22 protein-coding genes are annotated in these 22,966 nt (G+C 41.1%); 12 read left to right on the top strand and 10 right to left on the bottom strand.

All coding sequences use genetic code 11. The features are described from left to right. Positions 1 to 42 precede the first annotated feature (42 nt). Positions 43 to 927 (bottom strand): PhzF family phenazine biosynthesis protein, encoded by an 885-nt coding sequence (locus ACEN9X_RS05725; protein WP_413669485.1) that lies wholly within the window; start codon positions 925 to 927, stop codon positions 43 to 45. Positions 928 to 1,091: 164 nt separating this feature from the next. Here ACEN9X_RS05725 and ACEN9X_RS05720 point away from each other — a divergent pair, with 164 nt between their 5' ends. After that, positions 1,092 to 1,547 carry a nuclear transport factor 2 family protein gene (locus ACEN9X_RS05720; protein ID WP_413669484.1) on the top strand — a complete coding sequence of 152 codons (456 nt, stop codon included), beginning with the start codon at positions 1,092 to 1,094 and terminating at the stop codon, positions 1,545 to 1,547. Between the two features lie 2 nt (positions 1,548 to 1,549). Here ACEN9X_RS05720 and ACEN9X_RS05715 read toward each other — a convergent pair whose 3' ends face one another. From ACEN9X_RS05715 to ACEN9X_RS05695, 5 genes are all read right to left on the bottom strand, one after another. Next, positions 1,550 to 2,101, bottom strand: coding sequence for an NUDIX hydrolase (locus tag ACEN9X_RS05715; protein WP_413669483.1), 552 nt, complete (start codon positions 2,099 to 2,101; stop codon positions 1,550 to 1,552). Between the two features lie 167 nt (positions 2,102 to 2,268). Then, positions 2,269 to 3,051: a TPM domain-containing protein gene (locus tag ACEN9X_RS05710; RefSeq protein ID WP_413669482.1), complete on the bottom strand. Its 783-nt coding sequence runs from the start codon at positions 3,049 to 3,051 to the stop codon at positions 2,269 to 2,271. A gap of 11 nt (positions 3,052 to 3,062) precedes the next feature. Further along, a complete protein-coding gene (locus tag ACEN9X_RS05705) occupies positions 3,063 to 3,497 on the bottom strand; it encodes a TPM domain-containing protein (RefSeq protein WP_090528810.1) in 435 nt (144 codons plus the stop codon). Between the two features lie 111 nt (positions 3,498 to 3,608). Then, positions 3,609 to 4,190, bottom strand: a complete 582-nt coding sequence (locus tag ACEN9X_RS05700) for a LemA family protein (RefSeq protein ID WP_091217765.1) — start codon at positions 4,188 to 4,190, stop codon at positions 3,609 to 3,611. A 356-nt stretch (positions 4,191 to 4,546) separates the two neighbouring features. Further along, complete coding sequence (locus ACEN9X_RS05695) at positions 4,547 to 5,122, bottom strand: RNA polymerase sigma factor (RefSeq protein ID WP_413669481.1); 576 nt, start codon at positions 5,120 to 5,122, stop codon at positions 4,547 to 4,549. A 509-nt stretch (positions 5,123 to 5,631) separates the two neighbouring features. Between ACEN9X_RS05695 and ACEN9X_RS05690 the strand changes: the two genes are divergently transcribed. Genes ACEN9X_RS05690 through ACEN9X_RS05680 form a run of 3 tightly spaced genes read left to right on the top strand, consistent with a single transcriptional unit; the run spans position 5,632 to position 8,019 of the window. Then, a complete protein-coding gene (locus ACEN9X_RS05690; RefSeq protein WP_413669480.1) occupies positions 5,632 to 7,182 on the top strand; it encodes an NAD(P)/FAD-dependent oxidoreductase in 1,551 nt (516 codons plus the stop codon). Further along, positions 7,179 to 7,661 carry a DinB family protein gene (locus ACEN9X_RS05685; RefSeq protein ID WP_413669479.1) on the top strand — a complete coding sequence of 161 codons (483 nt, stop codon included), beginning with the start codon at positions 7,179 to 7,181 and terminating at the stop codon, positions 7,659 to 7,661. Before ACEN9X_RS05690 ends, ACEN9X_RS05685 begins: the two co-directional genes overlap by 4 nt. Further along, positions 7,654 to 8,019, top strand: coding sequence for a CoA-binding protein (locus tag ACEN9X_RS05680; protein ID WP_413669478.1), 366 nt, complete (start codon positions 7,654 to 7,656; stop codon positions 8,017 to 8,019). Before ACEN9X_RS05685 ends, ACEN9X_RS05680 begins: the two co-directional genes overlap by 8 nt. 358 nt (positions 8,020 to 8,377) lie before the next feature. Here the strand turns inward: ACEN9X_RS05680 and ACEN9X_RS05675 are convergent, their stop codons facing one another. Continuing rightward, complete coding sequence (locus ACEN9X_RS05675) at positions 8,378 to 10,255, bottom strand: ABC transporter ATP-binding protein (RefSeq protein WP_413669477.1); 1,878 nt, start codon at positions 10,253 to 10,255, stop codon at positions 8,378 to 8,380. A gap of 189 nt (positions 10,256 to 10,444) precedes the next feature. On the opposite strand from ACEN9X_RS05675, the gene ACEN9X_RS05670 reads away from it, so the two are divergent. Genes ACEN9X_RS05670 through ACEN9X_RS05660 form a run of 3 tightly spaced genes read left to right on the top strand, consistent with a single transcriptional unit; the run spans position 10,445 to position 13,557 of the window. Then, positions 10,445 to 11,617: a glycosyltransferase family 2 protein gene (locus ACEN9X_RS05670; protein ID WP_413669476.1), complete on the top strand. Its 1,173-nt coding sequence runs from the start codon at positions 10,445 to 10,447 to the stop codon at positions 11,615 to 11,617. Further along, complete coding sequence (locus ACEN9X_RS05665; protein ID WP_413669475.1) at positions 11,617 to 12,270, top strand: glycosyltransferase; 654 nt, start codon at positions 11,617 to 11,619, stop codon at positions 12,268 to 12,270. The genes ACEN9X_RS05670 and ACEN9X_RS05665 overlap by 1 nt, the downstream gene beginning before the upstream one ends. Before the next feature lie 18 nt (positions 12,271 to 12,288). Then, positions 12,289 to 13,557, top strand: coding sequence for a glycosyltransferase family 4 protein (locus tag ACEN9X_RS05660; RefSeq protein WP_413669474.1), 1,269 nt, complete (start codon positions 12,289 to 12,291; stop codon positions 13,555 to 13,557). Here the strand turns inward: ACEN9X_RS05660 and ACEN9X_RS05655 are convergent. Beyond that, positions 13,530 to 14,591: a glycosyltransferase family 4 protein gene (locus ACEN9X_RS05655; protein ID WP_413669473.1), complete on the bottom strand. Its 1,062-nt coding sequence runs from the start codon at positions 14,589 to 14,591 to the stop codon at positions 13,530 to 13,532. The two genes, ACEN9X_RS05660 and ACEN9X_RS05655, sit on opposite strands and share 28 nt — an antisense overlap. Then, the gene (locus tag ACEN9X_RS05650; protein WP_413669472.1) at positions 14,588 to 15,580 is read right to left on the bottom strand and encodes a glycosyltransferase family 9 protein; all 993 of its coding nucleotides are present in this window, start codon (positions 15,578 to 15,580) and stop codon (positions 14,588 to 14,590) included. The genes ACEN9X_RS05655 and ACEN9X_RS05650 overlap by 4 nt, the downstream gene beginning before the upstream one ends. Before the next feature lie 329 nt (positions 15,581 to 15,909). On the opposite strand from ACEN9X_RS05650, the gene meaB reads away from it, so the two are divergent. Next, positions 15,910 to 16,794, top strand: a complete 885-nt coding sequence (meaB, locus tag ACEN9X_RS05645) for a methylmalonyl Co-A mutase-associated GTPase MeaB (RefSeq protein ID WP_413669471.1) — start codon at positions 15,910 to 15,912, stop codon at positions 16,792 to 16,794. 70 nt (positions 16,795 to 16,864) lie between these two features. Here the strand turns inward: meaB and ACEN9X_RS05640 are convergent, their stop codons facing one another. Then, positions 16,865 to 18,154 carry an aminopeptidase P N-terminal domain-containing protein gene (locus ACEN9X_RS05640; RefSeq protein WP_413669470.1) on the bottom strand — a complete coding sequence of 430 codons (1,290 nt, stop codon included), beginning with the start codon at positions 18,152 to 18,154 and terminating at the stop codon, positions 16,865 to 16,867. Between the two features lie 148 nt (positions 18,155 to 18,302). Here ACEN9X_RS05640 and ACEN9X_RS05635 point away from each other — a divergent pair, with 148 nt between their 5' ends. The 4 genes from ACEN9X_RS05635 to recG all read left to right on the top strand — a co-directional run bounded on the left by ACEN9X_RS05635 (position 18,303) and on the right by recG (position 22,753). After that, on the top strand, positions 18,303 to 19,658 hold the full coding sequence (locus ACEN9X_RS05635; protein ID WP_413669469.1) for an OmpA family protein: 1,356 nt from the start codon (positions 18,303 to 18,305) through the stop codon (positions 19,656 to 19,658). Between the two features lie 138 nt (positions 19,659 to 19,796). Next, the gene (locus ACEN9X_RS05630) at positions 19,797 to 19,940 is read left to right on the top strand and encodes a DUF6728 family protein (protein WP_162997005.1); all 144 of its coding nucleotides are present in this window, start codon (positions 19,797 to 19,799) and stop codon (positions 19,938 to 19,940) included. Further along, on the top strand, positions 19,937 to 20,314 hold the full coding sequence (locus ACEN9X_RS05625) for a RidA family protein (RefSeq protein WP_091217590.1): 378 nt from the start codon (positions 19,937 to 19,939) through the stop codon (positions 20,312 to 20,314). The genes ACEN9X_RS05630 and ACEN9X_RS05625 overlap by 4 nt, the downstream gene beginning before the upstream one ends. A gap of 339 nt (positions 20,315 to 20,653) precedes the next feature. Next, positions 20,654 to 22,753 carry an ATP-dependent DNA helicase RecG gene (gene recG / locus ACEN9X_RS05620; protein ID WP_413669468.1) on the top strand — a complete coding sequence of 700 codons (2,100 nt, stop codon included), beginning with the start codon at positions 20,654 to 20,656 and terminating at the stop codon, positions 22,751 to 22,753. The last annotated feature ends 213 nt before the right edge of the window (positions 22,754 to 22,966 follow it).

Below are 22,966 nucleotides of genomic sequence, written 5' to 3'. Positions count from 1 at the left end.
TTGTGAAACATTAACTTTGAAGCAGGCGATTGTGGTTGGTTTTTATAGAAATAATGTCCCCTCCATTACAATCACCGACGAGCCGCTCACCAACACATTATTGGGTGTTACCTTTACGTGAATGGTAGATGGATGATTTACCAATACACCCTGCAAAATTTTGTAATCCTGGTTGGCGTTTATGTAATTGGCCTGCTGCAAAAATCCAGCGAGGGGACCGGCAGCTGTTCCTGTGGCAGGGTCTTCGTCAATGCCATATGCCGGGTTAAAAAAGCGGGTTTCAGTTAGATAGCCAATCTCCGAAACATCAGTGGTATACAAGTAAAAGCCTTCAAAGCCGTAATCTTTTGAAATTTCTTTAAGCTTGTCTGGGTTCGGGGTAGCCTGATTAAGAAGTGCCCTGTTTTTTACAGGAACCATGGTGTGGGCTACTTCTGTTTTCATGATGGTGGGCTTCCAATTATTTAGCTCCAGATCAGCAGCTTCTAAACTGAGCGCCGCTGCTATGATTTCCGGGTTAATAGTGCCAAGATTCTTCGCAGCCTGCTGCTTTACCGCTACCAATATAAGGCCATTTTCTTCATTGATGACAACAGGTAATTTTTCATTCTTCATGGTTACCCAATGCTCATCACCCTGACCGCTAAAAATATCCCATCCTTGTAATAAGGCCAATGATACGGCCCCAAGGAAATTATGACCGCCGCCTCCAACCTCGTAATTACCCGGGGTAAATGAGCGTACCTTAAGTGACTTTTCGGCGTCAGAATACCACACAAAGGATGTTTCTGAATAACCGAATTCGCGGGCTATGTTATAGTATTGAGATAATTCCAGCTCGCCTTCGCACCTCACTACCGCCAATGGGTTGCCTTTGTATAGTTGGTTGGTAAATACATCAAGTATATAATAGGGTAACTTTTTCATTTGATAGATTTTTGTTTATCGCAAAGTAGTGAAGGCCTTCATATTAAATGTCAGCGCAGTTTAAAAATGAAGAAGGTCTAAATTGAGTTGTTTTGCTGTTTTCTGTTATCGGCAAATGATTAAATCAGCATATCAACTTGATTGCAAATAAGGTATATTTAGCTATGAAAAAATTTATCCTCGCTGTATTTACTTTATTGTCGTTCCAATCCTCCGCCCAGCAAACGGAGCAGGAGGCTATTAAGCAAACCATCAACACCATGTTTAATGCTATGCGTAAGGGCGATAGCACAATGCTTAGATCCACTTTTGCTAAAGGAATTGCATTTCATAGTGTGGCCAATAAAAAAGATGGCTCCACAGCTTTAGAGATCGAAAATCCTAATGACTTTATAAAATTGATCGGTACCCCGCATAAAGATATTTATGATGAACGTATAACCTTTACCGATATCAAGATTGATGGCCCATTGGCCAGCGTTTGGGCGCCATATAAGTTTTATTTAGATGATAAATACAGCCATTGCGGTGTCGATGTTTTTCAACTAATGAAAACTGCCGACGGCTGGAAGATCATTTACATAGTTGATACCCGGCGGAAGGATAATTGCCCGGAGTAATGCTACATCACTCCCAGCTTCATCATGCCATAAAACAAACCGGCACAATGCATGGCCTGTTTTATTTCGTTATTGAGCAACAGTTGTTTTACTTGTTCAATGGTATATTCTTCAACAATCAGGTCCTCCAATTCGTCGAGGTGCTGGCCCTGCACTTTCTTACCACCTTTGGTAAAGTAGGTAAACGTTTGATTGTTGGCAGTGGACGGGTTGCCGTATACGGTGCAGATCAGTTCAAATTCGTCAAATTGGTAGCCGGTTTCTTCCAGTAATTCGCGGCGTATGGCATGAACTGGCTCTTCGCCGGCATCAATTACGCCGCCCGGAATTTCGAGCGAAATAATACCCGCAGCATGGCGATATTGTTTTACCATCAGCACCTTGTTGTCTTCGGTTATGGCTACCGCGTTAACCCAGTTGGGATATTCGAGCACATAATAATCTTCAACTATTTTGCCGTTGGGCATTTCGCATTTATCGATGCGGAGGGTAGCCCAGGGGCCTTTATGGATGTATGATGATGAAAGTAGTTTCCAGGTGAGATCTTTGCTCATTAATTTAACCGTTGATGTTTTGATTTCGATGATTATTTTGATTTTGTTAGATCAAACTAAAATCAATGATCGAAAAATAATGAATAAAAGTAAATGTGATGTTAAGATAATTTTGTTTGTGTGATAGCATCAGCGAAATCAACGGAATCAATCTAACCAATCAATGGTTACCAGCTGCCGCTTGAACCGCCGCCGCCGCCGCTTCCGCCGCCAAAACCGCCGAAGCCACCACCTCCGCCGCCACCGGAAAAGCCGCCCCAGTCGCCGCCGCTGCTCCGGCCTCCTCCGCCAAGCATGTTACCTGCCAGGAACCACCAGAAGGGGCTTGCGCCACCCCGGCGACCGATGATCTGCCTGCCGCCACCGCCGCCGCGATTACGGAACACAATGATCAGGATAATTACAACTATAACAATAAATATAAAACCGGCCGGACCGCCATTACTTTGCTTTTGTTTTTTTGCCGCCTTATACTCACCCTTCATGGCTTTGATGATACTATTGGTACCGGCATCAAGTCCGCCATAATAGTCGCCTTGCTTAAAGTGTGGTTTAAGGTCGTTTTGGATAATGTCCTGCGTAACGATATCGGGCAAGGCGCCTTCGGCGCCGTAGCCGGTTTGGATGCTCATTTTACGGTCGCCGATGGCAACAAGCATCAATACACCATTGTTTTTGTCTTTTTGACCTATGCCCCATTTGCGTAACAGCTGAACTCCATAGTCGTTAATATCGTAGTTGCCAACAGATTTTAAGATCACTACAGCAATTTGAGTTGATGTAGAATCATTAAAAGCAACCAGTTTGGTTTCCAACTGCTGTTTTTCGGCCGGGTTTAAGGTGTTGGTATAATCTGTAACCAGGGTATTAGAGCGTTCCGGAAAATCCTGGGCTATTGCGGCAACAACGCAAAGTATAAATCCGAAAAACAGTATAAATTTTTTGAACATGTTTTTAATTTTTAATCGCCATCCATAAAGGCTATATCATCCGGTAGTTCGTTTTGATCACCATCCTGATGAGGGAAATATTTTTGTAGCTGTTCACCGGCAATTTTAAGGCCTGTAACAATTCCCTCAACAATATCGCCGTATTTAAAATGCTGGAGCATATCGTCGCGGGTGGTATCCCAAAAATCGGGGGGGACTACCTGGTTAATACCGGCATCGCCTATGATGGCAAACTTACGGTCGACAGTAGCCACGTATACGAGCACGCCATGCCTGAGCTTGGTTTTATGCATATTGAGCTGCTGGAAATATTTTGCAGCACGGTCAAGAACATTCTCGCTGCACCGCTTTTCGATACAAACCCTGATCTCGCCCGATGAGCGGTGCTCGGCATCTTCAATAGCTTTGCGGATGCGCTGCTGTTCCTCTTCGTTAAATACAGCCATATATTTTAATTATGATTTCACCGATTAGTTTTGATTACACCGATTGTTTCGATTTGCCAGGAAAAATCGGTGTAATCAAAAAAACAAAACAATCGGTGTAATCCCATCAAATTAATTAAACTCTACTTTAGGGGCTTTATCGGCGCCTGGTTCGGCGGTGAAATAACCCTTTTCAGAAAAACCGAACATTTTGGCAGTAATGTTGGCCGGGAACGAGCGGATCTTGCTGTTGTATTCCTGAACAGCATCGTTAAAATCTTTACGCGATACGTTGATCCTGTTTTCGGTACCTTCCAGTTGAATTTGCAGGTCATGGAAGTTAGAGTTCGATTTCAGGTCGGGATAGTTTTCGGTAATAGAAAGTAATTTGCCAAGCGCAGCACTTAGCTCCCCTTGTGATGCCTGAAAAGCTTTAATTGATTCGGGCGTAAGCTTATTGGGGTCAACCTGTACCGAAGTTGCCTTTGAACGTGCCTCAACCACCGCAGTTAGCGTGCTTTTTTCAAAATTGGCGGCACCTTTTACAGTATTAACCAAATTAGGGATCAGATCGCTGCGGCGTTGGTAGTCGCTTTGTACAGCACCCCATTTGGCTTTAACAGACTCATCCAATTTAACCATGCTGTTATAGCTGCATGAACTTAACGACATAGCTGTTGCTATGATTAATATAACTGAGAATAACTTTTTCATTTTGTTTTTCGTGTGTTTTTGTGATGTTTTGGGTTAGAGTGCAAATCACGTACCGTTGTTACAAAAGGCCTGAGCTGCTGACAAGGTGTCAAGTTACGGCTTTTCGGTAAATTATGAAAGGGTGTGAGATATGAGACGTGAGATATGAGAAATTTTGCGATGACTGCAGTAAGGCTGTTCTGGTGGCAAATGTGCTAAGTGTCAGGGTTGTTTTCAGGACCGGGGATGCTAATATTAGATGCAGTTTGTTGGAAAATGAGAAATTTTGAGTCCATGCTTCCCCTATAAAAGCAGAAAGCCCCATCAGGGGCTGTAGCTTTGTAAATGATTTGTATAAGGTTAATGGTAGAACCGGCTTATCCTGCCAGGCAATGTTCTTCGCGCATGGTTAGTTTGGCTACCATATCTTTTAACAATGTACGGGCGCGGTGAAGGGTAGTGCGCGATAACAGCTCGCTCATACCCAGCGATGAGCCTATTTCCTGGTGTGAGTAGCCTTCAATGGCGTACATATTAAAAACAGAACGATATGTTTTTGGTAATTTTTGTACCAGTTTCATCAGGTCTTTAGCTTCAAGGCCATTATCATTATATGAGCTGCTGATTGGTACTGCTGAAGCTTCCTCTGCTGCAAAATCATCAACCAAAACCATTGGTTTTAATTTGCGGTAGCGTGATATAGCACAATGCACCATAATGCGGCGGATCCATCCCTCCAAACTGCCTTCGCCACGATAGTTTTTCATATTGCGGAACATTTTTATAAATCCCTCCTGCAATATATCCTGTGCCTCGTCTTTGTCGGTTGCATAACGCATGCAAACTGCAAGCATGCGGGGCGCTAATAACCTGTATAATTGTTCCTGGCTTTTCCTGTCGTTGCTCAGGCAGCCATTCCATATTGTGTGTAAGCGTTCGTCGGCGGTAGTCATATTTTTATTATTTAAATACATGGAGTGCATGCCAATCTAAGTGCCATTTTGTAAGTTGCTGATTTTTAATGTTTTATTTTTTGTTTGATTTTAAAACTGTCCGATAGCGTACGGTCATTGTGCAAAGCCGAACGGTTTTGAGCATATTGAACATCATTAAAACGGGGGGAATAATTGAAATTTAGCCGATAATATTTATACAAAATGGGGGTTAACACTTTTTTGGACAAAAAAACGCATAATCATTTGATTGTTAGTTATATATGCAAATGTTAACCCTGAATTCTGTTAACCCTGTTACCCCCCTTGTAAGTAGAGTCAATCCAACCCAAAACGATATCGCCTGAGTAACTGAATAAGGAAAAAATAGCCTGATAGTTATTTATGATACAGCCACAAGGTGAGAATCAGCGCAGGTAAAATAGCCTGTCAAAAGCTCCCCCTTAGGGGGCTGGGGGCAGTTTTTTTCTTAACTTTGCACCATCCGGGATAAAAACCCGGCATCAGTCATGACAAAAGAAACAGAGATAGTTTGCCCGCCCGGACAGCACGAGGATGAAGCAGTTTTAAAACAACTGGCAGCATCGGCACTTAAAATCCCCCTGAAAAATATTACTGCATTAAAAATTTTAAAGCGTTCTATTGATGCACGCGGCCGTCGTGTGGTTTACCGCATGCAGGTGAAGGTTTTTATGCAGGAGGCTTATCAGCCCGAAGTTTTTACCGTCAACTATCCCAATGTACAATTTGGCCGGCCGGTAATTATTGTAGGCGCGGGCCCTGCCGGGTTATTTGCTGCCCTGCAATGTATTGAGCTTGGATTAAAACCAATTGTTATTGAACGTGGCAAAGATGTTAAACAACGCCGCCGGGATTTGGCTAATATTAATAAACAAGGTATTGTTAACCCCGAATCAAATTATTGCTTTGGCGAGGGAGGGGCCGGTACCTATTCAGATGGCAAGCTGTATACCCGCTCAACCAAACGCGGCGATGTAAACCAGGTGTTAAAAATGTTTGTAGCACATGGAGCCGCCGAAGATATATTGATTGATGCACGGCCCCACATAGGCACCAATAAACTGCCGCAGATCATCACCGCTATGCGCGAAACCGTGCTGAATGCCGGGGGAGAGATTCTGTTTGACACCAAAGTAATCCAGTTACTGGTTGAGTTTGGGAAAATTAAAGGTGTTAAAATAGCAACAGGCGAAAAGGTAATGTCTGACGCTGTGATCCTGGCAACAGGTCACTCGGCAAGGGATGTGTTTGAAATGTTGCACAGCCAAAATATCCTGATTGAGGCCAAACCTTTTGCTTTGGGTGTAAGGATAGAGCATCCACAGGAAATAATTGACCGCGCACAATATCATTGCGAATTTCGCGGTCCCGATTTGCCACCGTCGTATTACAGCCTGGTTGAACAGGTTGACGACCGTGGAGTATTTTCGTTTTGTATGTGCCCCGGTGGTATCATCGCGCCTTGCTCAACAGAAGCAGGTGAAATTGTGGTGAACGGCTGGAGTCCATCTAAACGGAACAATCCTTTTGCTAATTCAGGCACGGTGGTACAAATTAACCTGGAAGATGTTGCCGGCGATGACAATGATCCCTTTAAAATGCTCAACTTTCAGAAACAGGTTGAACAGGCAGCTTTTACAGCCGGTGGTGGTAACCTTGTAGCTCCCGGACAACGGATGGTTGATTTTGTGCAGAACCGTTTATCGGTTGATTTGCCGGTTAATTCATACCTGCCCGGTACTAAAAGCGTTGAACTGAAAGAAGTTTTACCAGGGTGGATCAACGAGCGCTTACGCAAAGCACTGCCTGTATTCGGTAAAAAAATGAAAGGTTATTATACCAACGAAGCAATTTTGGTTGGTGTTGAATCGCGCACATCGTCTCCGGTAAAAATTCCGCGCGACAGAGAAACCTTACAGCACCCGCAGGTTTCAGGATTATTTCCCTGCGGAGAGGGTGCCGGCTATGCTGGTGGTATAATTTCTGCTGCTATTGATGGGATTAACTGCGCAACTGCTGCTTTAAAAATATTATCATGACCACATCTCAAAAACTATTTAACCAGCTTCAAAGTGTTTTGTCGGGCGAACCATGGTATGGTCCTTCGGTTTATGCTATCGTGGATAGCATCAGCTTTGAAGCAGCTTATGAAAAGCCCACAGGCTCGGTGCATAATATTGCCGCCATTATTTTGCACATGACCGGTTGGACTGAGGAAGTAATGGACCGCATGAACGGTATGGATGCCCAACTGCCGGTTCGTGGTGACTGGCCTGAGCCCGGGCTGCCCGACGAACAAAAATGGAAATGGATTGTTGAAGATATAAAGCTGGTGAATGTAAACCTGGCAGGCTTTATCCAAAATTTTCCGGAAGAAAGATGGAGCGAAATTGTTGCCGGTAAACCGGGAGCTGATGAGGCCGGCGAAACTTACGAGTACCAGGTAGCGGGTTTGATACAGCACCATATTTATCATTCCGCGCAAATTGCCTTATTAAACAGGATGATCAATGGCTAATAAAAAAACATTAATATTAGGAGCAACGCCCGATACCAGCAGGTATGCCAACTTTGCGGCTACCCGTTTAGTTGAACGCGGGCATACTATTGTTAACGTTGGTATAAAAACAGGCGTGGTGGCCGGCGTAGCTATTGAAAAGCCCGAAACAATACATCATGATATTGACACCATAACGCTGTACGTTGGTCCGCAAAACCAGCCGCCGTTGTATGATTATATATTGAATACAAACCCCAAACGGATCATATTTAATCCCGGAACCGAAAATACCGAGTTGCGGCGTAAAGCGAATGAAAAAGGCATTGAAACAGAGTACGCTTGTACGCTGGTCATGTTATCGGTAGGGGAGTATTAAGTTTGAGGTATTAAGCCTTAAGTCTTAAGGCTGAGATTTATCGGATATAATTAAATCAATACCTGAACTTATAACTTTCGTCTCTTCAAGGTCTCTTGTAGATTTAAGTTTTGTCCCTCTGGGCCAAAGGGATATTTATGCTACAAACTGTCTCGTCCTAAAAAAAGTTTACATATAAGACATTGCAGGCCCCAGCGGGGCCACGTGTTTATAGCTCTAAAAGAATACGTTTTTTGGCTCCATAGGTGCCTCCTACTGAAATTTCAGTTTGGTGAATTTTGTGGGTTAACTGAAACTTGTAGAGGCCACCGGGGAAATATGACTTATGACTTAAAACTTTCGACTTAGTCCTTAGAACTTACTCCACACTGTTAAATGCCTGCATATCTATCAGTTTTTTATAAAGGCCATTGTTTTGTAATAGCTCGATGTGTGAGCCCCGTTCAACAATGCAACCATTTTCCAGAACAAGAATGATATCTGCATTTTGTATGGTGCTTAAACGATGCGCGATAATAAGCGAGGTGCGGTTCTGCATCAGGTTATTCAAAGCTTCCTGCACCAGTTTTTCCGATTCGGTATCCAATGCCGATGTTGCTTCATCTAATAACATGATTGGCGGATTGTTCAACACCGCACGGGCTATACAGATGCGCTGGCGCTGACCGCCTGATAGTTTTGTGCCGCGGTCGCCGGTATTGGTTTGATATCCGTTTGGCGTATCCATAATAAAATTATGTGCGTTGGCTATGCGTGCCGCAGCCTCAACCTCTTCTATAGTTACATCCGGTTTGCCAAAGGCTATATTATTGAAAATAGTATCATTAAATAAAATAGACTCCTGGTTAACTATACCCATTAATGACCTTAACGATTCCATCGTAACAGACTGAATGTTTTTACCATCAATAGAAATGATGCCCGACTGTGGTTCGCTAAATCTGGGTAGCAAATCCATCAAGGTTGATTTTCCACCACCTGAAGGCCCAACGAGGGCTACTGTTTTTCCTTTCTGGATCTCGAAATTAACGTTTTTTAATACATATTTTTCGGTGTCAGCCTGAGGCTTTCCGGCATCTGCTATTTGTTTAGCGCCGGGTTTAACAGTATACGCAAATGATACGTTTTCAAATTTAACCTTATCCTCAAAGCCAGTAAGTTCTGTTGCATTGAGGGCATTTACAATTAGTGGTTTTTCATCAATCAGTGCCAACACACGTTCACCCGCGGCAATACCCGAATGGATATTACTAAAAGAATCAGATATAGCCTTTGCCGGACGCATAACCTGTGAAAACATAGCAATATAAACAATGAAATTATCGGCAGATAGGGTGCCTTGACCTTTGATAATTAACGAGCCGCCATATAACACAATACCGGCAACCATTAATACCCCCAAAAATTCAGATACCGGCGATGCCATTTGCTGCCTTTTCGCCATAGAACGGGTAATTCTTGAATATTCCTTGTTTTCGCGGTCAAAACGATTTTTGATAAATGTAACAGCATTAAATGCCTTTATGATCTTAATGCCCGATAAGGCTTCATCAAGATTACTGATCATATTACTGTAGGTTTGCTGTGATTCGGCAGCCTGCTCTTTAAGGCGCTTAACTATCCTTGATATCACAAATGCCGATACAGGTATTATCAACATAGAAAACAGTGTTAACTTAACCGATATTACAAATAAGAATACAAGATAGGTTATCAGCTGGAATGGTTCCTTAAAGGCTACCTGCAAAGTACCCGTAACAGAAAATTGTACAACCTGCACGTCGGCAGAGATTTTTGAAAGGATATCGCCTTTGCGTTCATTGCTAAAATAGCCTAAATGCAGGTTCATGACATTATTGAAAACCGTGCGGCGCAGATTAAGCAGGGTATATATCCGCAGGTTTTCCATAATCCGCTGCGAAAAATAGCGGAACAGGTTGCTTAGCAATACCGAAGCAACTATAGCCACGCAGACAAATTTCAACGCACCCAGCGGCCCGTAAATTAAATTAGCCTCATGCGCAAAATAGTCGAAATCTTTTAACGGGTTCCACCAGTTTTCTGGTTTGGTAACTACCTGGGCAGTTTTGGGGTCGAAAATTGTTTTTAACAATGGCGCCAGCAAGGCAAGGTTGAGGGTATTAAATATTACCGAAAATAAAGTACATATAAAGTAAGGGACTGCGAATTTACCTATAGGTCGTGCAAAGGAAAGAAGCCTGAAATATATCTTCATCAAATAACTTTAAAGGTGCAAAGCTAATAGTAATTAAGTAATTAAAACGATCAAAAATATAGAAGCTGCCCGGGGGCATTTAATAATACCTATAGCTGACGGAGCCGGGCCTGTCAAAAACTATCCGATTTTGTTATACCTTTATCACAGATTGTGCTTAATTACATCAGGCATATCAACGTTAAAAAAATGAATAATAATATAGCATTACTGGTAGGACTTAAGAATAATTTAGACTACAGTAAAAACTTTTATGCTACAACCCGCGCGCTTTATCCTGATGTTGAAATTGTTTTTACAAGTTACAATAGTACCGATGGAACTCATTTATGGTTGGATAGTTTGAATGACAGCAATGTCAGGTATTACTGTTCAGATGAAGAGAAGACATTTTCAGATACCTATAACAAGTGTATTGAAATAGCAACAAAAGAATACGTTGCCTTATTACATAACGATGCTATAATTGCTCCCAATTTTATTGAATATCTGGAGAAAAGTATATCGGAACAAAAGATCACCAAATTTACAACTGTTGAGCCCCCGGTTTTTGCTGATGATGAAAGGCCTGGCAAACTTGTAAAAGATTTCGGAGCTGACATTAACACCTTTGATATTGCAGGGTTTTATGAGTATGCTACAGATATTCAAAACAAGAACCAGCCTGATGTTAAAAATGATGCTACAACTTTTTTCTTTTGTATGTTGAGGGAAACATTGCTGGATATCGGTGGCTTTGATCCTTTATACAACCCGATGTTTTGTGAAGATGACGATATGATTATAAGGCTGGGGTTGCTTGGGCTAACAGGATCTGTAACCGTTAATGCTTTGTGTTATCACTTTGTTAGTAAAACATCCCGGTTTTCAGACGAATATCAGAACAGAACGAGGCAGATTGAACGAAATTCCAATCGTAATTTTTTTAGGAAATGGGGCTTCAGAAATTCATCGGCAGTAAAAATAAAATATGATATAGGGTTTGTGGTAAAAAATGGAAGTACAGAACTGCTTGAAAAAATAGAACCACTTTGTGCTGCTGTTTATATCGATGGCGGTTTTAACGAATATATTGATCGCGAGCAACGAAATACTTTGTTCAAATTAAATGATAAGATAAAGCCATACCATCAAAAAAAGGAAAATGACATCCTTGTTTTTTTTGATGGTAAGAAATTTGGTGCGCATTCGCTGGATATCCTCGAAAATTTGAGCAGCATAATTACCCGCAAAAGGCAGAAACGAGCGGCAATAATTTACAAGCTGTTAGGATTGGGCAATATGATATTCAGAAAGCATATTTTCCGGATCAGGATAGCTAACTTTGCAACTTATCAACACCTGCTCATCAAAAGGAAATAATGTTTTTCAGTTTTTATAAAAATAAAATAAGCATATCGTACGGCGTAACCGTTTGTAATGAACATGAGCAATTAAACAAATTGCTGGCTCATTTGCTCAAAAACATTGATAAAAATGATGAGGTAATAATATTGCAGGATATTACTAACGAGGATGAAAAAACTACCGCAGTAATTGAAAGGTATAAGCATCAGGTATTACATTTAAAGGCAAAGCTTAATGGCGATTTTGCATCGTTTAAAAATAACCTGGTACAAAATGCATCCCGCAATTATCTGTTTCAGATAGATGCTGATGAAATACCTGAAAAAACGCTCATCAAACGTATAAAAAAGCGTTTGCACCGAAAGCGCGATTGCGATTGCTTCCTGGTGCCGAGGGTTAATATTGTTGAGGGGCTTACAGAAGCGCATATACAAAAATGGAACTGGACGGTTGATAAACTTAACCGCGTTAATTTTCCGGATTACCAGTTTAGAATCCTCAAGTTAAACGGGCATATTAAATGGAAAAATAAGGTACATGAAGAACTTTATGGCTTTGAAAAAAGCTGCTATTTGCCCCGCAAAAATGAGAAGTATTGCCTGATGCACATTAAAAACCTTGAACGGCAGGAAGCCCAGAATAATTTTTATGATACCTTACAATCCTGACCAAACACAATTATTTTAGTGAAACGTATAGCTTTTATTGTTCAACGGTATGGCATCGAGGTTAATGGCGGTGCCGAGTACCATTGCCGTTTAGTTGCCGAAAAACTTAACGACCGTTTTAATGTTGAGGTGCTTACTACCTGTGCCAAAGATTATATGTCATGGGCAAATGAGTATACTGCCGGCACCGAATTTATAAATGGCGTTAAAGTGACTCGTTTTGGCGTTGAACACCCAAGGGACTTAAAAAAATTTAAACTCGCAGGGCGCAGGTTACGGAAGAGAAAACAAAAGAGGTATCAAAAGTTGCTCAGCTATTTCGGGCAGCTCAAAAACTTTGAAAAATTAACCAAAGTTAAATCCCGGGCCGAAAACGAATTAGCGTGGATAAATGAGCAGGGGCCTTATGTACCCGAGCTCATCACGTTTTTGAAAGCAAACCAGGAAAATTATGATGCTTTTATCTTTTTTACCTATTTGTATTACCCTACGGCAATAGGTATTTCAGTTGCTCCCCATAAATCTATACTGATACCTACTGCTCACGACGAGCCACCGATATATCTCGAATTTTTTAGAAGCTTCTTTAAACTGCCTAAGGCCATCCTTTATAATACCGAAAGCGAAAAGCGCTTCGTTAACAAACTTTTTGATAACGAGGCTATTTATTCGGATGTTGTTGGGGTTGGAATTGAAGTGCCTGCATTACAATCCAGCCCCAATGCCGAAGCTTTGATTAAACAAGCCGGAAATTATATTATTTATATCGGGCGTATAGAGGTTGCCAAAGCTTGTGATGAACTTATCAGCAACTTTATAAAGTTTAAGGCCAATACTCACAATGACATTAAACTTGTGTTTGTAGGCAGGGCATTTATGCCCGTTACGGAACACCCGTCAATAATTTATACCGGTTTTGTTGATGAGCATATTAAATTTAATCTGCTCAAAAATGCCAGGGCGTTGGTAATCCCCTCAATATTTGAAAGCTTATCATTAGTAACGCTTGAAAGCATGGCTTATGGCATCCCCGTTATCGCCAATGAAAAATGCGAAGTTATTAAAGATCATATTGATAAAAGCGGGGCTGGGTTCCTGTATAACAACCAGGAAACTTTTACAGCGGCAATTCAAACAGCTTTCAGCAGTAATACAAATATTGCGGATCTGGGTGAAAAGGCCAAAACATATGTAGCTGAAAATTACACCTGGATAAAAGTGTTGGATAAATTTGATGCGGCTGTTGACTATGTAGCTGGTTATTCTTCATCAAGCATTTCGCTGTAAAGCTGCAGATATTGCCTTGCCGTTTCATCCCAGTTAAATTTTTGTGCATGAGCCTTAATTTTTTCCGATGGGTTATGTTGACGAAAATGTCGCATGCCATCATTGAATGCTTTTTGCATCTCCTTGCCATCAAAACTTGGGAAAAAGTAAGCGCAATCCCCTGCAATTTCGGGTAACGAAGTGTGGGTTGAAGCAAAAACCGGCTTGCCATGGTGCATAGCTTCTATTACCGGCAGGCCAAAACCCTCAGCTATGGAAGGAAAAACAAAGGCTTCACAGTGTTTGTAATACCATGCTTTGTCATTATCTGATATTGTTCCAATTATTTTCACTCTGCTTTCCACGCCATATTTTTTTGCTTCTGCCATAACTTCATCTTCGTATGGAGTTTTTATTCCGGCTATAATGAGTTCAAGGTTGTTATTGGCCAATAGAGCAGGTAAAACATGAAAGTTCTTCTTTGCAGATACAATGCCTATAGTAAACAGGAAATTGCGTGTAGGGTGATATGCGGGTAAGTGGCCGTCAGGCGATTCAACTTTATCGGCACCATTGTAAATTACAGTTAATTTATTAGCTACCTGGGGGAAATAAGTAACAACATCCCTGGCTGCAAATTTCGAGATGGTTACTATCCGATGGCATTTGTTAATACGTTCGCCCAGTTTTTTAAGATAATGCTTTAACTTTTTTTCGCCGATATTTTCATGTATCTGATTAATATCATGAATGGTCATGATCTTTTTGTACTTGCTATGTACTTTTTTGGGTTTTAGTCTTGAAAATTGATCGGTAAAATGGAAAAGTTTTATACTATCCCGGTTTATGAAAAAGAACTTATGATATTTCTGACGGAAATGCCGCTTCACCTCATCGTTATCAAAATCAGCTGTAGCATCATATAAAAAATAACTCAAATCAAAATCTTCATTTTCTTTTATCAGTGCTTTTCCCAGGCTTCTTCCAAAATAAAATAAGCCTGTATTGGGGTACTGCATCGAATCAAACGTTACCAATACGCGAGGTTTATTCATATCCATGTTTTAACTTTCTCTGACACCATAAACGGCGTAATTGTTTGTAAATTGTTTGTCCCGCTTTCAATATAGCCTGCCTTTTTGCCAACAGGTGACCACCTGCCCGGGTGTATTGGCCTTAACGAGGGAAATAATCCGAGGGTATTGATCCCGGTCAGGGCGGCCAAATGCAGCGGACCAGTACCTGAAGCAATAAGCCCGCCAGATTTACTTATAAAAGTTATTAATTGCCCCAGCGACATTTTTCCGGTCATATCTTGTACCATTGGCGGAAGTGTTTTTAACCAAGTTGCAAGCAATGTCTTTTCGTTTTCAGAACCTGTTACAATGATGTTGAATTTTTCGGGTGGAAGGATGTGTATCAATTCGGCAAAATTATCCAGACCCCATTCCATGCCGCTGCCGTGCGATTTTGGGTGAATAATCAGGTTAAACTTATCGTTTACAAGTATTGCACTTAAAGCCGGGGTAAGTTCAATTTTACTATGAAAATTATTATGAGATATAATTTCTGCTAAAGATGGTACATGCTTAAGCCCCAGTGGTTTTAATAAAACCAGGTTGAGCTGTGCTTCATGCAGATCCGACTTTTTACGGCTTAATTTTACCAGCTTATTGCAGGTATACCAATGAAATACCCTGTTTGTTGTTCCTATCCGGAGCTTAATACCAGCCTGTCTTGCTATCCTGGCAATATGTTTATTGGGCAAAACATGAATAATTGCATCTACGTTTTGTTTTTGCAGATATTCGATCTGTTGTGCTTCGGAGAGTTTTTTTAACTCATCGTAATTTATAAATGCATCTATCGAAGCCATTGTATCAATTACCGGCTGCGTATAGGTACGGCCTAAAAATGAAACCGTGGCTTTTGGGAACAATTGCTTAATGTATGCTGCTACGGGTAAAGTAAGTACAACATCGCCAATGGCGTCAACCCTGCTTATTAAGATGTGCGGTGTTTTTATATGATTGATATCGGCCATTGTTTTAATGAATTATACGGGCAGATTGATAAAATGCTACACATTAATTTGCAATGATAAGATTAAATCTGTTACAGGGTTAATGTAATTTTATATCATTGTTATGTTTAATCTGTATCTTTTATTGAAGGTGGTTTATAGATATCTTATTTATTTGATCAATAATTTATAGTTTTCAAGTATTAGCCTTTTGCTTAAATATTAGCTGCTTATGTTAGCTATATATCGTGCAAGTAATAAATGAGCTAATAGCCATATAGGATAGTTTAAATATTGTTATAAAGTGTTTGCTACATAATGAATAGATTTGAACTTTATCATCATTTGCGTTGAATTTATATCAAAATAGCATCGGTCAATTAAACTTTCGTGCAATTGCGCGTGCTTTAACTGTTGTTGAAAATGATCTTTATGGCAGCAAAGCCTTGCTTAAAAGCCTCAAATTTGATAAAAGCTGCCCGGTCATTGGTATTACTGGGCCACCCGGGGCCGGTAAGAGCACGCTTGTAAACGGTATTATCGATATATTTTTAAAAGAGAAAAAAAAAATAGCTGTGCTGGCTATTGATCCAACCTCGCCTTTTAATTTTGGCTCCCTGCTTGGCGACAGGATCAGGATGGCCACGCATTTTAACCATCCGGATGTTTTTATCCGGTCATTGGCCACGCGGGGTTCATTAGGTGGATTATCGGCAAAGACTATTGAGATGGCCGATGTATTAAGGGCAGCCGGTTTTGATTACGTGCTGATTGAAACAGTGGGCGTTGGCCAGTCTGAAATTGAAATTACCGGTCTTGCAGATATTACCCTGGTTGTATTGGTGCCTGAAGCAGGCGACGAGATTCAGCACATTAAATCGGGATTGATGGAAATTGCAGATGCTTTTGTTATTAACAAAGCCGACCGAGAGGGAGCCGACGTGTTTGCCAATAATTTAAAAAAAATTATTGGACATAATGTTAATGGGCAACCGCCCGTGTTTAAAACTATAGCTTCACAAACCCGGGGGATAGCTGATATAGCTACCTTTATACAACAAAGCAATTTAAAACAAAACCACAGGCGTAAATTATTGCTGACCGAAAAAGTATACAAACTTATTGAGCAAAGGAAGATGGCGGGAATAGACAAAAAAAAGCTTCAGCTTGATATAGCTGAAGCCTTAGAAGGCGATAATTTTAACCTGTATAGTTTTGTGGATACCTATGTATAGTATTTGATTAGCTTAATGTAAAGGGAAAGCAAATCCGGCCATTTTATTTATATAAGCTTAATGTAAATTATTAGCTGTTCATTATCTCTTCAATATGTTCTGCTTCAACCGGAATGTTGCCCATTAAATCAATATTGCCATTACCGGTAATGAGAATATTGTTTTCAAGGCGAATGCCCAATCCTTCTTCTGCAATATAAATACCTGGTTCGCAGGTTAATATATTGCCAATTTCAAAAGGCTTATATCTGCTTGCGTAATCGTGGACATCCAGCCCAAGGTGATGAGAGGTGCCGTGCATGAAATATTTTTTATACAGTGGTGCGTTTTTGTCCTGTTTTTCAACATCATGTCTGTCAAGTAAGCCCAGTCCAATTAGCTCGTTGGTCATGATCTTGCCAACCTCGTCCTGATATTCGCTCAGTATTGTTCCTGCAACAATGAGTTTTGTAGCTTCGCGCATCACCTTTAAAACGGCATTATAAACCTGTCGCTGACGTGCGGTAAAACGACCGTTGGCCGGTATCGAGCGGGTCATATCAGCATTATAGTTACCATATTCGGCGCCAAAATCAAGTAGTATTATATCGCCATCATTACAAACCTGGTTGTTATCATTGTAGTGCAATACAATAGCATTGGCGCCCGAAGCAATGATTGGATTGTAGGCGTGGCCTGTAGCCCGCTGCCTGATAAATTCATGGATAATCTCCGCTTCAATTTCGTATTCGGTTACGCCGGGCTTCGTGTATTTCAAAACGCGTACGAAAGCGTCATGCGTTATGTCACAGGCTTTTTGCGTAAGCTCAATCTCTATGTCTGATTTTATTACCCTCAAGTCGCGTAAAATGGGTGCCGAGCGTGTATAATTATGGAGCGGGTACTTTAATTTAAGTGCCTCATACATCCGGTAGTCACGATAGGGGACGGTATGTGTATAGCGATCATTTTCGTTGGTATTAATATATATATTTTCGGCATAGTTAATAATGCTGTGAAGTATAGTATCATACTCGCTCAGCCAAAAAATACTCTCGATACCGGATGCTTCACGCGCTTCTTCTTTGGTGTATTTGTGACCTTCCCAAATGGCGATGTGTTCATTGGTTTGTCTTAAAAAAAGTACTTCTTTGTATGCCTTATTAGGACAATCGGGGTATAAAACCAGGATACTTTGTTCCTGATCAATGCCTGTCAGATAAAAAAAGTCGGGGTTTTGCTTAAACATAAAAGCCTGGTCACCACTGCGAGGAAATTCGTCATTGGCATGAAAAATAGCGATTGAGTTGGGTTTTGTTCTTGAAACGAAACTTTTTCTATTATTTGTAAATAAGCTATTTTTGATCGGCAGATATTTCATATTTATCGGGTGATTATTTTATTAAATCATTTTTTTTTAGTTATTTGTGTAACTATTACAATTTTTGGAACAATGTTTGGTCATGGATTCAAACATAATTACTAAATTTGAAAAAAATCACAATTAAAATCGTTTAATCTTAAAAACTATGAATTATTCTACATTAAAGAAAACAGTCGCATTGTCATTTGCTTCTTTGATGGTTGCTGGTTTGTCTCAAGCGCAGACCGATTCAACCAAAACAACAGCAACTACAACGTCATCTGAAACCCAAACCGCTAAGGTATTTGGTGGTTTAGGTCAGTACAGGAAATTTAGCATTGGTATCAATGGTGGTGTTACTTCACCAGTTATTGCTACCGGTGGCCGTAACAATGATTTTAACTCTCATTCTGTTAGCTATGGCTACGGTATTTATTTAAAAGAGCAGTTAGCACATTCTTTCGCTTTACAATTAGATGTTACTGGCGGTAAAGTTAAAGGTAAAAATGACCCTGCTCCTACTGCAACAGGCGATTACGTATCTTATGACACCCGCTTTTGGCAAGCAAGCTTAAGTGCTGTAGTTAACGTTGCTACCATCGATTTCATCCGTCGTAAAAACGCAGTTAACTTCTACTTAAAAGGTGGTGCCGGTATGGCTTTTTATGATCCAAAAGTAACCAGGGTAGGTGCTGATGAATTTCATTTCCATAACCCAACATCTAGTGGCAGCCACTATGTAAAAGAGTTTGTTGTTCCAGTTGGTGCTGGTGTTAAGTTCCGTTTAAGCGATGCGGTAGCATTAGATTTGGGTTATACTCAAACTTATGTTGATGCTGATAACTTTGACGGTTACAACAAATCTTATCCAACTAAAGACCACTACTCATATGCTTATGCTGGTTTAGCCTTTACTTTAGGTTCAAAATCAAAACCAGTATTAGAGTGGGTTAACCCGGTAGCTATGATGTATGACGAACTGTATGATGCAGCTTTACGTCAGGAAGTTGAAGCTTTAAAAGGCCGTGTTGCTAACGTTGAAACTGCTGTTAACGACCTGAAAAAAGACTCTGACGGTGACGGTGTTGCTGATCAGTTTGACAAATGCCCAGGTACTGCTGCAGGTAGCGTAGTTGATGGTTCTGGTTGCGTTATCGTATTCCCTAAAGATACTGTTGCTGCTGCTCCAGCTGCTGCTGCTTACTCAAACATCCAGTTTGAATTTGATAGCTCAGTATTACGTACTTCATCTTACCCTGTGTTAGATGCTACTTCAGCTGACTTACGTTCATCTGGTTCAGCTATTGAAGTTGACGGTTTCGCTTCATCTGAAGGTACTGCTGCTCACAACTTATCTTTATCTAAAGACCGTGCTAACTCAGTAAAAACTTACTTAGTTAACTCTGGTGTTGATGCTAAGAAAGTGAAAGTAAAAGGTTACGGTGAAACTAACCCAATTGCTGACAACTCAACTGAAGAAGGTCGCGTACTTAACCGTCGTGTTCAATTCAAAAAGAAATAATATCTGATTAAATATTATTTGCGAAGGCTCCGGATAACCCGGAGCCTTCTTTGTTTTTATAAGGTTTTGTGTTTTATAGTTGTACCTTATATAATAAGTATGGGTTTACAGCGGCGAAATTTTATGTAAGTTTGTGTAATGTATTTCTTCAGGAAAAAAGATCCGAACCGCCCCGACAATTTTAATTTGAGGGTGATGCATTTTATAAATGCACTGGCTATTATTATGTTCCTGGCCGGGATCATCTGGAAACTGGTACAGGTATTTATACTTAAAAAATGAAAACAATCATCAATACCAACAATGCACCTGCCCCAATAGGGCCATATAGCCAGGCTACTTTAGCTGGTGGTTTTTTATTTGTTTCGGGCCAGATCCCTATCGATCCGCTAAGTGGCGAACTTATTAGCAGCGACATCAAAGCTGAGGCTACACAAGTGATGGAGAATATCAAAGCTATTTTAACCGAAGCCGGTTTAGGTTTCGATAACATAGTAAAAACAAGTATCTTCTTAACCGATCTGCAAAATTTTGTACAGGTTAATGAAGTATACGGCACCTATTTTACTGCCGATTTTCCGGCCCGCGAAACTATCCAGGTATCCGCTTTACCTAAAGGAGTGAATGTGGAGATCTCGGTTATTGCAGTTAAATAAACCCCACCCAACCCTCCCCGAAAGGGAGGGCTTTTTATCACCCGGGTTGCGTTAGGGATAGGAGCGGATACCGGCCTGAGCCTAAGGCCTGCAGGCGTATGAGCGTATAGCCCGGCCACAGGAATGCCCAAATTCAGTTTATAGTTTAGAGTAGGCAGTTTACAGCCATTTTTTGTTGTCTGACCTGATTAAACTAATTAAGAAATTTTACTCGCTTTCTAATAATTCTTTAATTCCATAAATTCGGGTTCAGACTACATCTGCATCCGGATCGAACTTAAAGTTATATCAACTAAAATTTTACGCTAACGCTACAGCGAAAGGTTAAACAGTTAATCAATGAACCCTTTTCAAACGCCACTTGTATATTTAAAAGGTGTAGGCCAGTCGAGGGCCGAGGTTTTGAAAAAGGAGCTCGAGCTGCATACATTCGAAGACTTGCTGCGCCATTTCCCGTTCAGGTATATTGATCGTACCCGCTTTTACAAGGTAAGGGAAATACGGGAGGAGCTACCTTATGTACAGGTACTGGCCCGTATTGTAAGCAAAGACATTGTAGGTGAAAAACAAAGCCGGCGCCTGGTGGTAAAGGCCAAAGATGATACTGGCATTATTGAGCTGGTATGGTTTAAAGGTATTAACTGGATAGAGAAGACCATCATCCCCGGTAAGGTTTATATACTGTTTGGCAAGCCCGGCTTTTTTAACATGATGCCCCAGATGGCGCATCCCGAAATGGAACTGTATGTGCCGGGGGCTCAAAAGCAGGGTAATCTTTCCTTACAACCTGTTTATAACTCTACAGAAAAACTTAAGCAGTTTTCGCTGGATACTAAAGGGATTCAAAAGCTTACTGCAGTGTTGCTTGATCTGCATGCTAAAGATATCCGCGAAAACCTGCCTTTATATGTCATCAACCAGTTTAAGTTGCTTAACCGGGCCGATGCTTACCGGAACATTCATTTCCCGGGCGATGCTACGTTGCTTAATGAGGCATTGATCCGCCTGAAGTTTGAAGAGCTGTTTTTCCTTCAGCTTAAATTGCTTAAGAATAAACTACTGCATACCCAAAAGTTTAAGGGAAATGTGTTTGATAAGGTGGGGCATTATTTCAATGAGTTTTATCATAACAAGCTGCCTTTTACCCTTACCGATCCGCAGAAGCGGGTATTGAAGGAGATTCGGCAGGATACACAGCGCGGTATACAAATGAACCGCCTGTTGCAGGGTGATGTGGGAAGCGGTAAAACTGTGGTGGCGTTGATGAGCATGCTGATAGCTATTGATAACGGTTTTCAAACCTGTATTATGGCGCCTACCGAGATTTTAGCTACCCAGCATTATCAAACAATTAAAAGCCTGGTTGGTGATGATTTTATTGAGGTAGCTTTGTTAACAGGTTCAACCAAGCAAAAAGAACGCAAGATTTTACACCAGAAACTTGAAGATGGTGATCTGAAGATACTGGTTGGTACACATGCCCTCATTGAGGATAAAGTGCAGTTTAAAAACCTTGGTTTTGTGGTGATTGATGAGCAGCACCGTTTTGGTGTTGAGCAACGTTCGAAACTATGGCGTAAAAATATTGTCCCGCCGCATATCTTAGTAATGACGGCTACTCCTATCCCGCGTACGCTGGCTATGACGTTATATGGAGACCTTGATGTATCAGTAATTGACCAGTTGCCGGCCGGGCGTAAGCCTATCAAAACTGTTCATTTTTATGAAAACCAGCGTTTGCGCATGTTTGGTTTTATGAAACAGGAAATAGCATTGGGCAGGCAGATCTACGTGGTATATCCGCTGATACAGGAAAGTGAAAAGCTCGACCTTAAAAACCTGGAGGATGGTATTGAAGCCATGTCGCGCGAGTTTCCGCTGCCTGATTACCGCCTGAGTATTGTGCATGGTAAAATGAAACCTGCCGATAAAGATTTTGAAATGCAGCGTTTTATCAAGCATGAAACGCAGATCATGGTAGCCACTACTGTAATAGAAGTAGGCGTGAATGTACCCAATGCCTCTGTAATGATTATCGAAAATGCCGAACGCTTTGGCCTGTCGCAACTGCACCAATTAAGGGGCAGGGTAGGGCGGGGGGCCGAGCAATCCTATTGTATTTTGATGAGCAGTCATAAACTGAGTAATGATGGCAAGATTCGTCTGGATACTATGGTGAAAACCAATAATGGATTTGAAATTTCAGAGATCGATCTGCAATTGCGTGGCCCCGGCAATATTGAAGGCACCCAGCAAAGTGGTGTGGTTGATTTGAAGCTGGCTAACCTGGCTACCGATCAGGAGCTGCTTTTTAAGGTGCGCAAGTGTGTTGAAACCATATTTGAAAAAGACCCGCAACTGGCCCATCCCGAAAACCAGATTTTGCATCATGCCTTTGAAGTAAAGAATGCCGGGTTGAGCTGGGATAAGATATCGTAGCGGCTTTAAATAAAACTGATAACCCCAAGCCGCATGTCATTGCGTGGTAGGAAGCAATCGCACAGAAGTAAATCCGCCCTGTAATAGCATGCGATTGCCACGCTGCGCTCGCAATGACATTTTTTAGATATGTCTATTATGAAATACTGTCTACAGAACGGGATCACCGCCAATTTCTTCAATAATAAGCTTCGCCGCCCTTCGCCCTTTGCC

Source organism: Mucilaginibacter sp. Mucisp86 (genome assembly GCF_047324315.1).
GTDB lineage: Bacteria > Bacteroidota > Bacteroidia > Sphingobacteriales > Sphingobacteriaceae > Mucilaginibacter.
This window is presented reverse-complemented; position numbering and strand designations above follow the sequence as displayed.

Coding starts and splice junctions, on each gene's coding strand:
- ACEN9X_RS05725 (WP_413669485.1), bottom strand. CDS start 927: ATGAAAAAGTTACCCTATTATATACTTGATGTATTTACCAACCAACTA.
- ACEN9X_RS05720 (WP_413669484.1), top strand. CDS start 1,092: ATGAAAAAATTTATCCTCGCTGTATTTACTTTATTGTCGTTCCAATCC.
- ACEN9X_RS05715 (WP_413669483.1), bottom strand. CDS start 2,101: ATGAGCAAAGATCTCACCTGGAAACTACTTTCATCATCATACATCCAT.
- ACEN9X_RS05710 (WP_413669482.1), bottom strand. CDS start 3,051: ATGTTCAAAAAATTTATACTGTTTTTCGGATTTATACTTTGCGTTGTT.
- ACEN9X_RS05705 (WP_090528810.1), bottom strand. CDS start 3,497: ATGGCTGTATTTAACGAAGAGGAACAGCAGCGCATCCGCAAAGCTATT.
- ACEN9X_RS05700 (WP_091217765.1), bottom strand. CDS start 4,190: ATGAAAAAGTTATTCTCAGTTATATTAATCATAGCAACAGCTATGTCG.
- ACEN9X_RS05695 (WP_413669481.1), bottom strand. CDS start 5,122: ATGACTACCGCCGACGAACGCTTACACACAATATGGAATGGCTGCCTG.
- ACEN9X_RS05690 (WP_413669480.1), top strand. CDS start 5,632: ATGACAAAAGAAACAGAGATAGTTTGCCCGCCCGGACAGCACGAGGAT.
- ACEN9X_RS05685 (WP_413669479.1), top strand. CDS start 7,179: ATGACCACATCTCAAAAACTATTTAACCAGCTTCAAAGTGTTTTGTCG.
- ACEN9X_RS05680 (WP_413669478.1), top strand. CDS start 7,654: ATGGCTAATAAAAAAACATTAATATTAGGAGCAACGCCCGATACCAGC.
- ACEN9X_RS05675 (WP_413669477.1), bottom strand. CDS start 10,255: ATGAAGATATATTTCAGGCTTCTTTCCTTTGCACGACCTATAGGTAAA.
- ACEN9X_RS05670 (WP_413669476.1), top strand. CDS start 10,445: ATGAATAATAATATAGCATTACTGGTAGGACTTAAGAATAATTTAGAC.
- ACEN9X_RS05665 (WP_413669475.1), top strand. CDS start 11,617: ATGTTTTTCAGTTTTTATAAAAATAAAATAAGCATATCGTACGGCGTA.
- ACEN9X_RS05655 (WP_413669473.1), bottom strand. CDS start 14,591: ATGAATAAACCTCGCGTATTGGTAACGTTTGATTCGATGCAGTACCCC.
- ACEN9X_RS05650 (WP_413669472.1), bottom strand. CDS start 15,580: ATGGCCGATATCAATCATATAAAAACACCGCACATCTTAATAAGCAGG.
- ACEN9X_RS05640 (WP_413669470.1), bottom strand. CDS start 18,154: ATGAAATATCTGCCGATCAAAAATAGCTTATTTACAAATAATAGAAAA.
- ACEN9X_RS05635 (WP_413669469.1), top strand. CDS start 18,303: ATGAATTATTCTACATTAAAGAAAACAGTCGCATTGTCATTTGCTTCT.
- ACEN9X_RS05630 (WP_162997005.1), top strand. CDS start 19,797: ATGTATTTCTTCAGGAAAAAAGATCCGAACCGCCCCGACAATTTTAAT.
- ACEN9X_RS05625 (WP_091217590.1), top strand. CDS start 19,937: ATGAAAACAATCATCAATACCAACAATGCACCTGCCCCAATAGGGCCA.
- recG (WP_413669468.1), top strand. CDS start 20,654: ATGAACCCTTTTCAAACGCCACTTGTATATTTAAAAGGTGTAGGCCAG.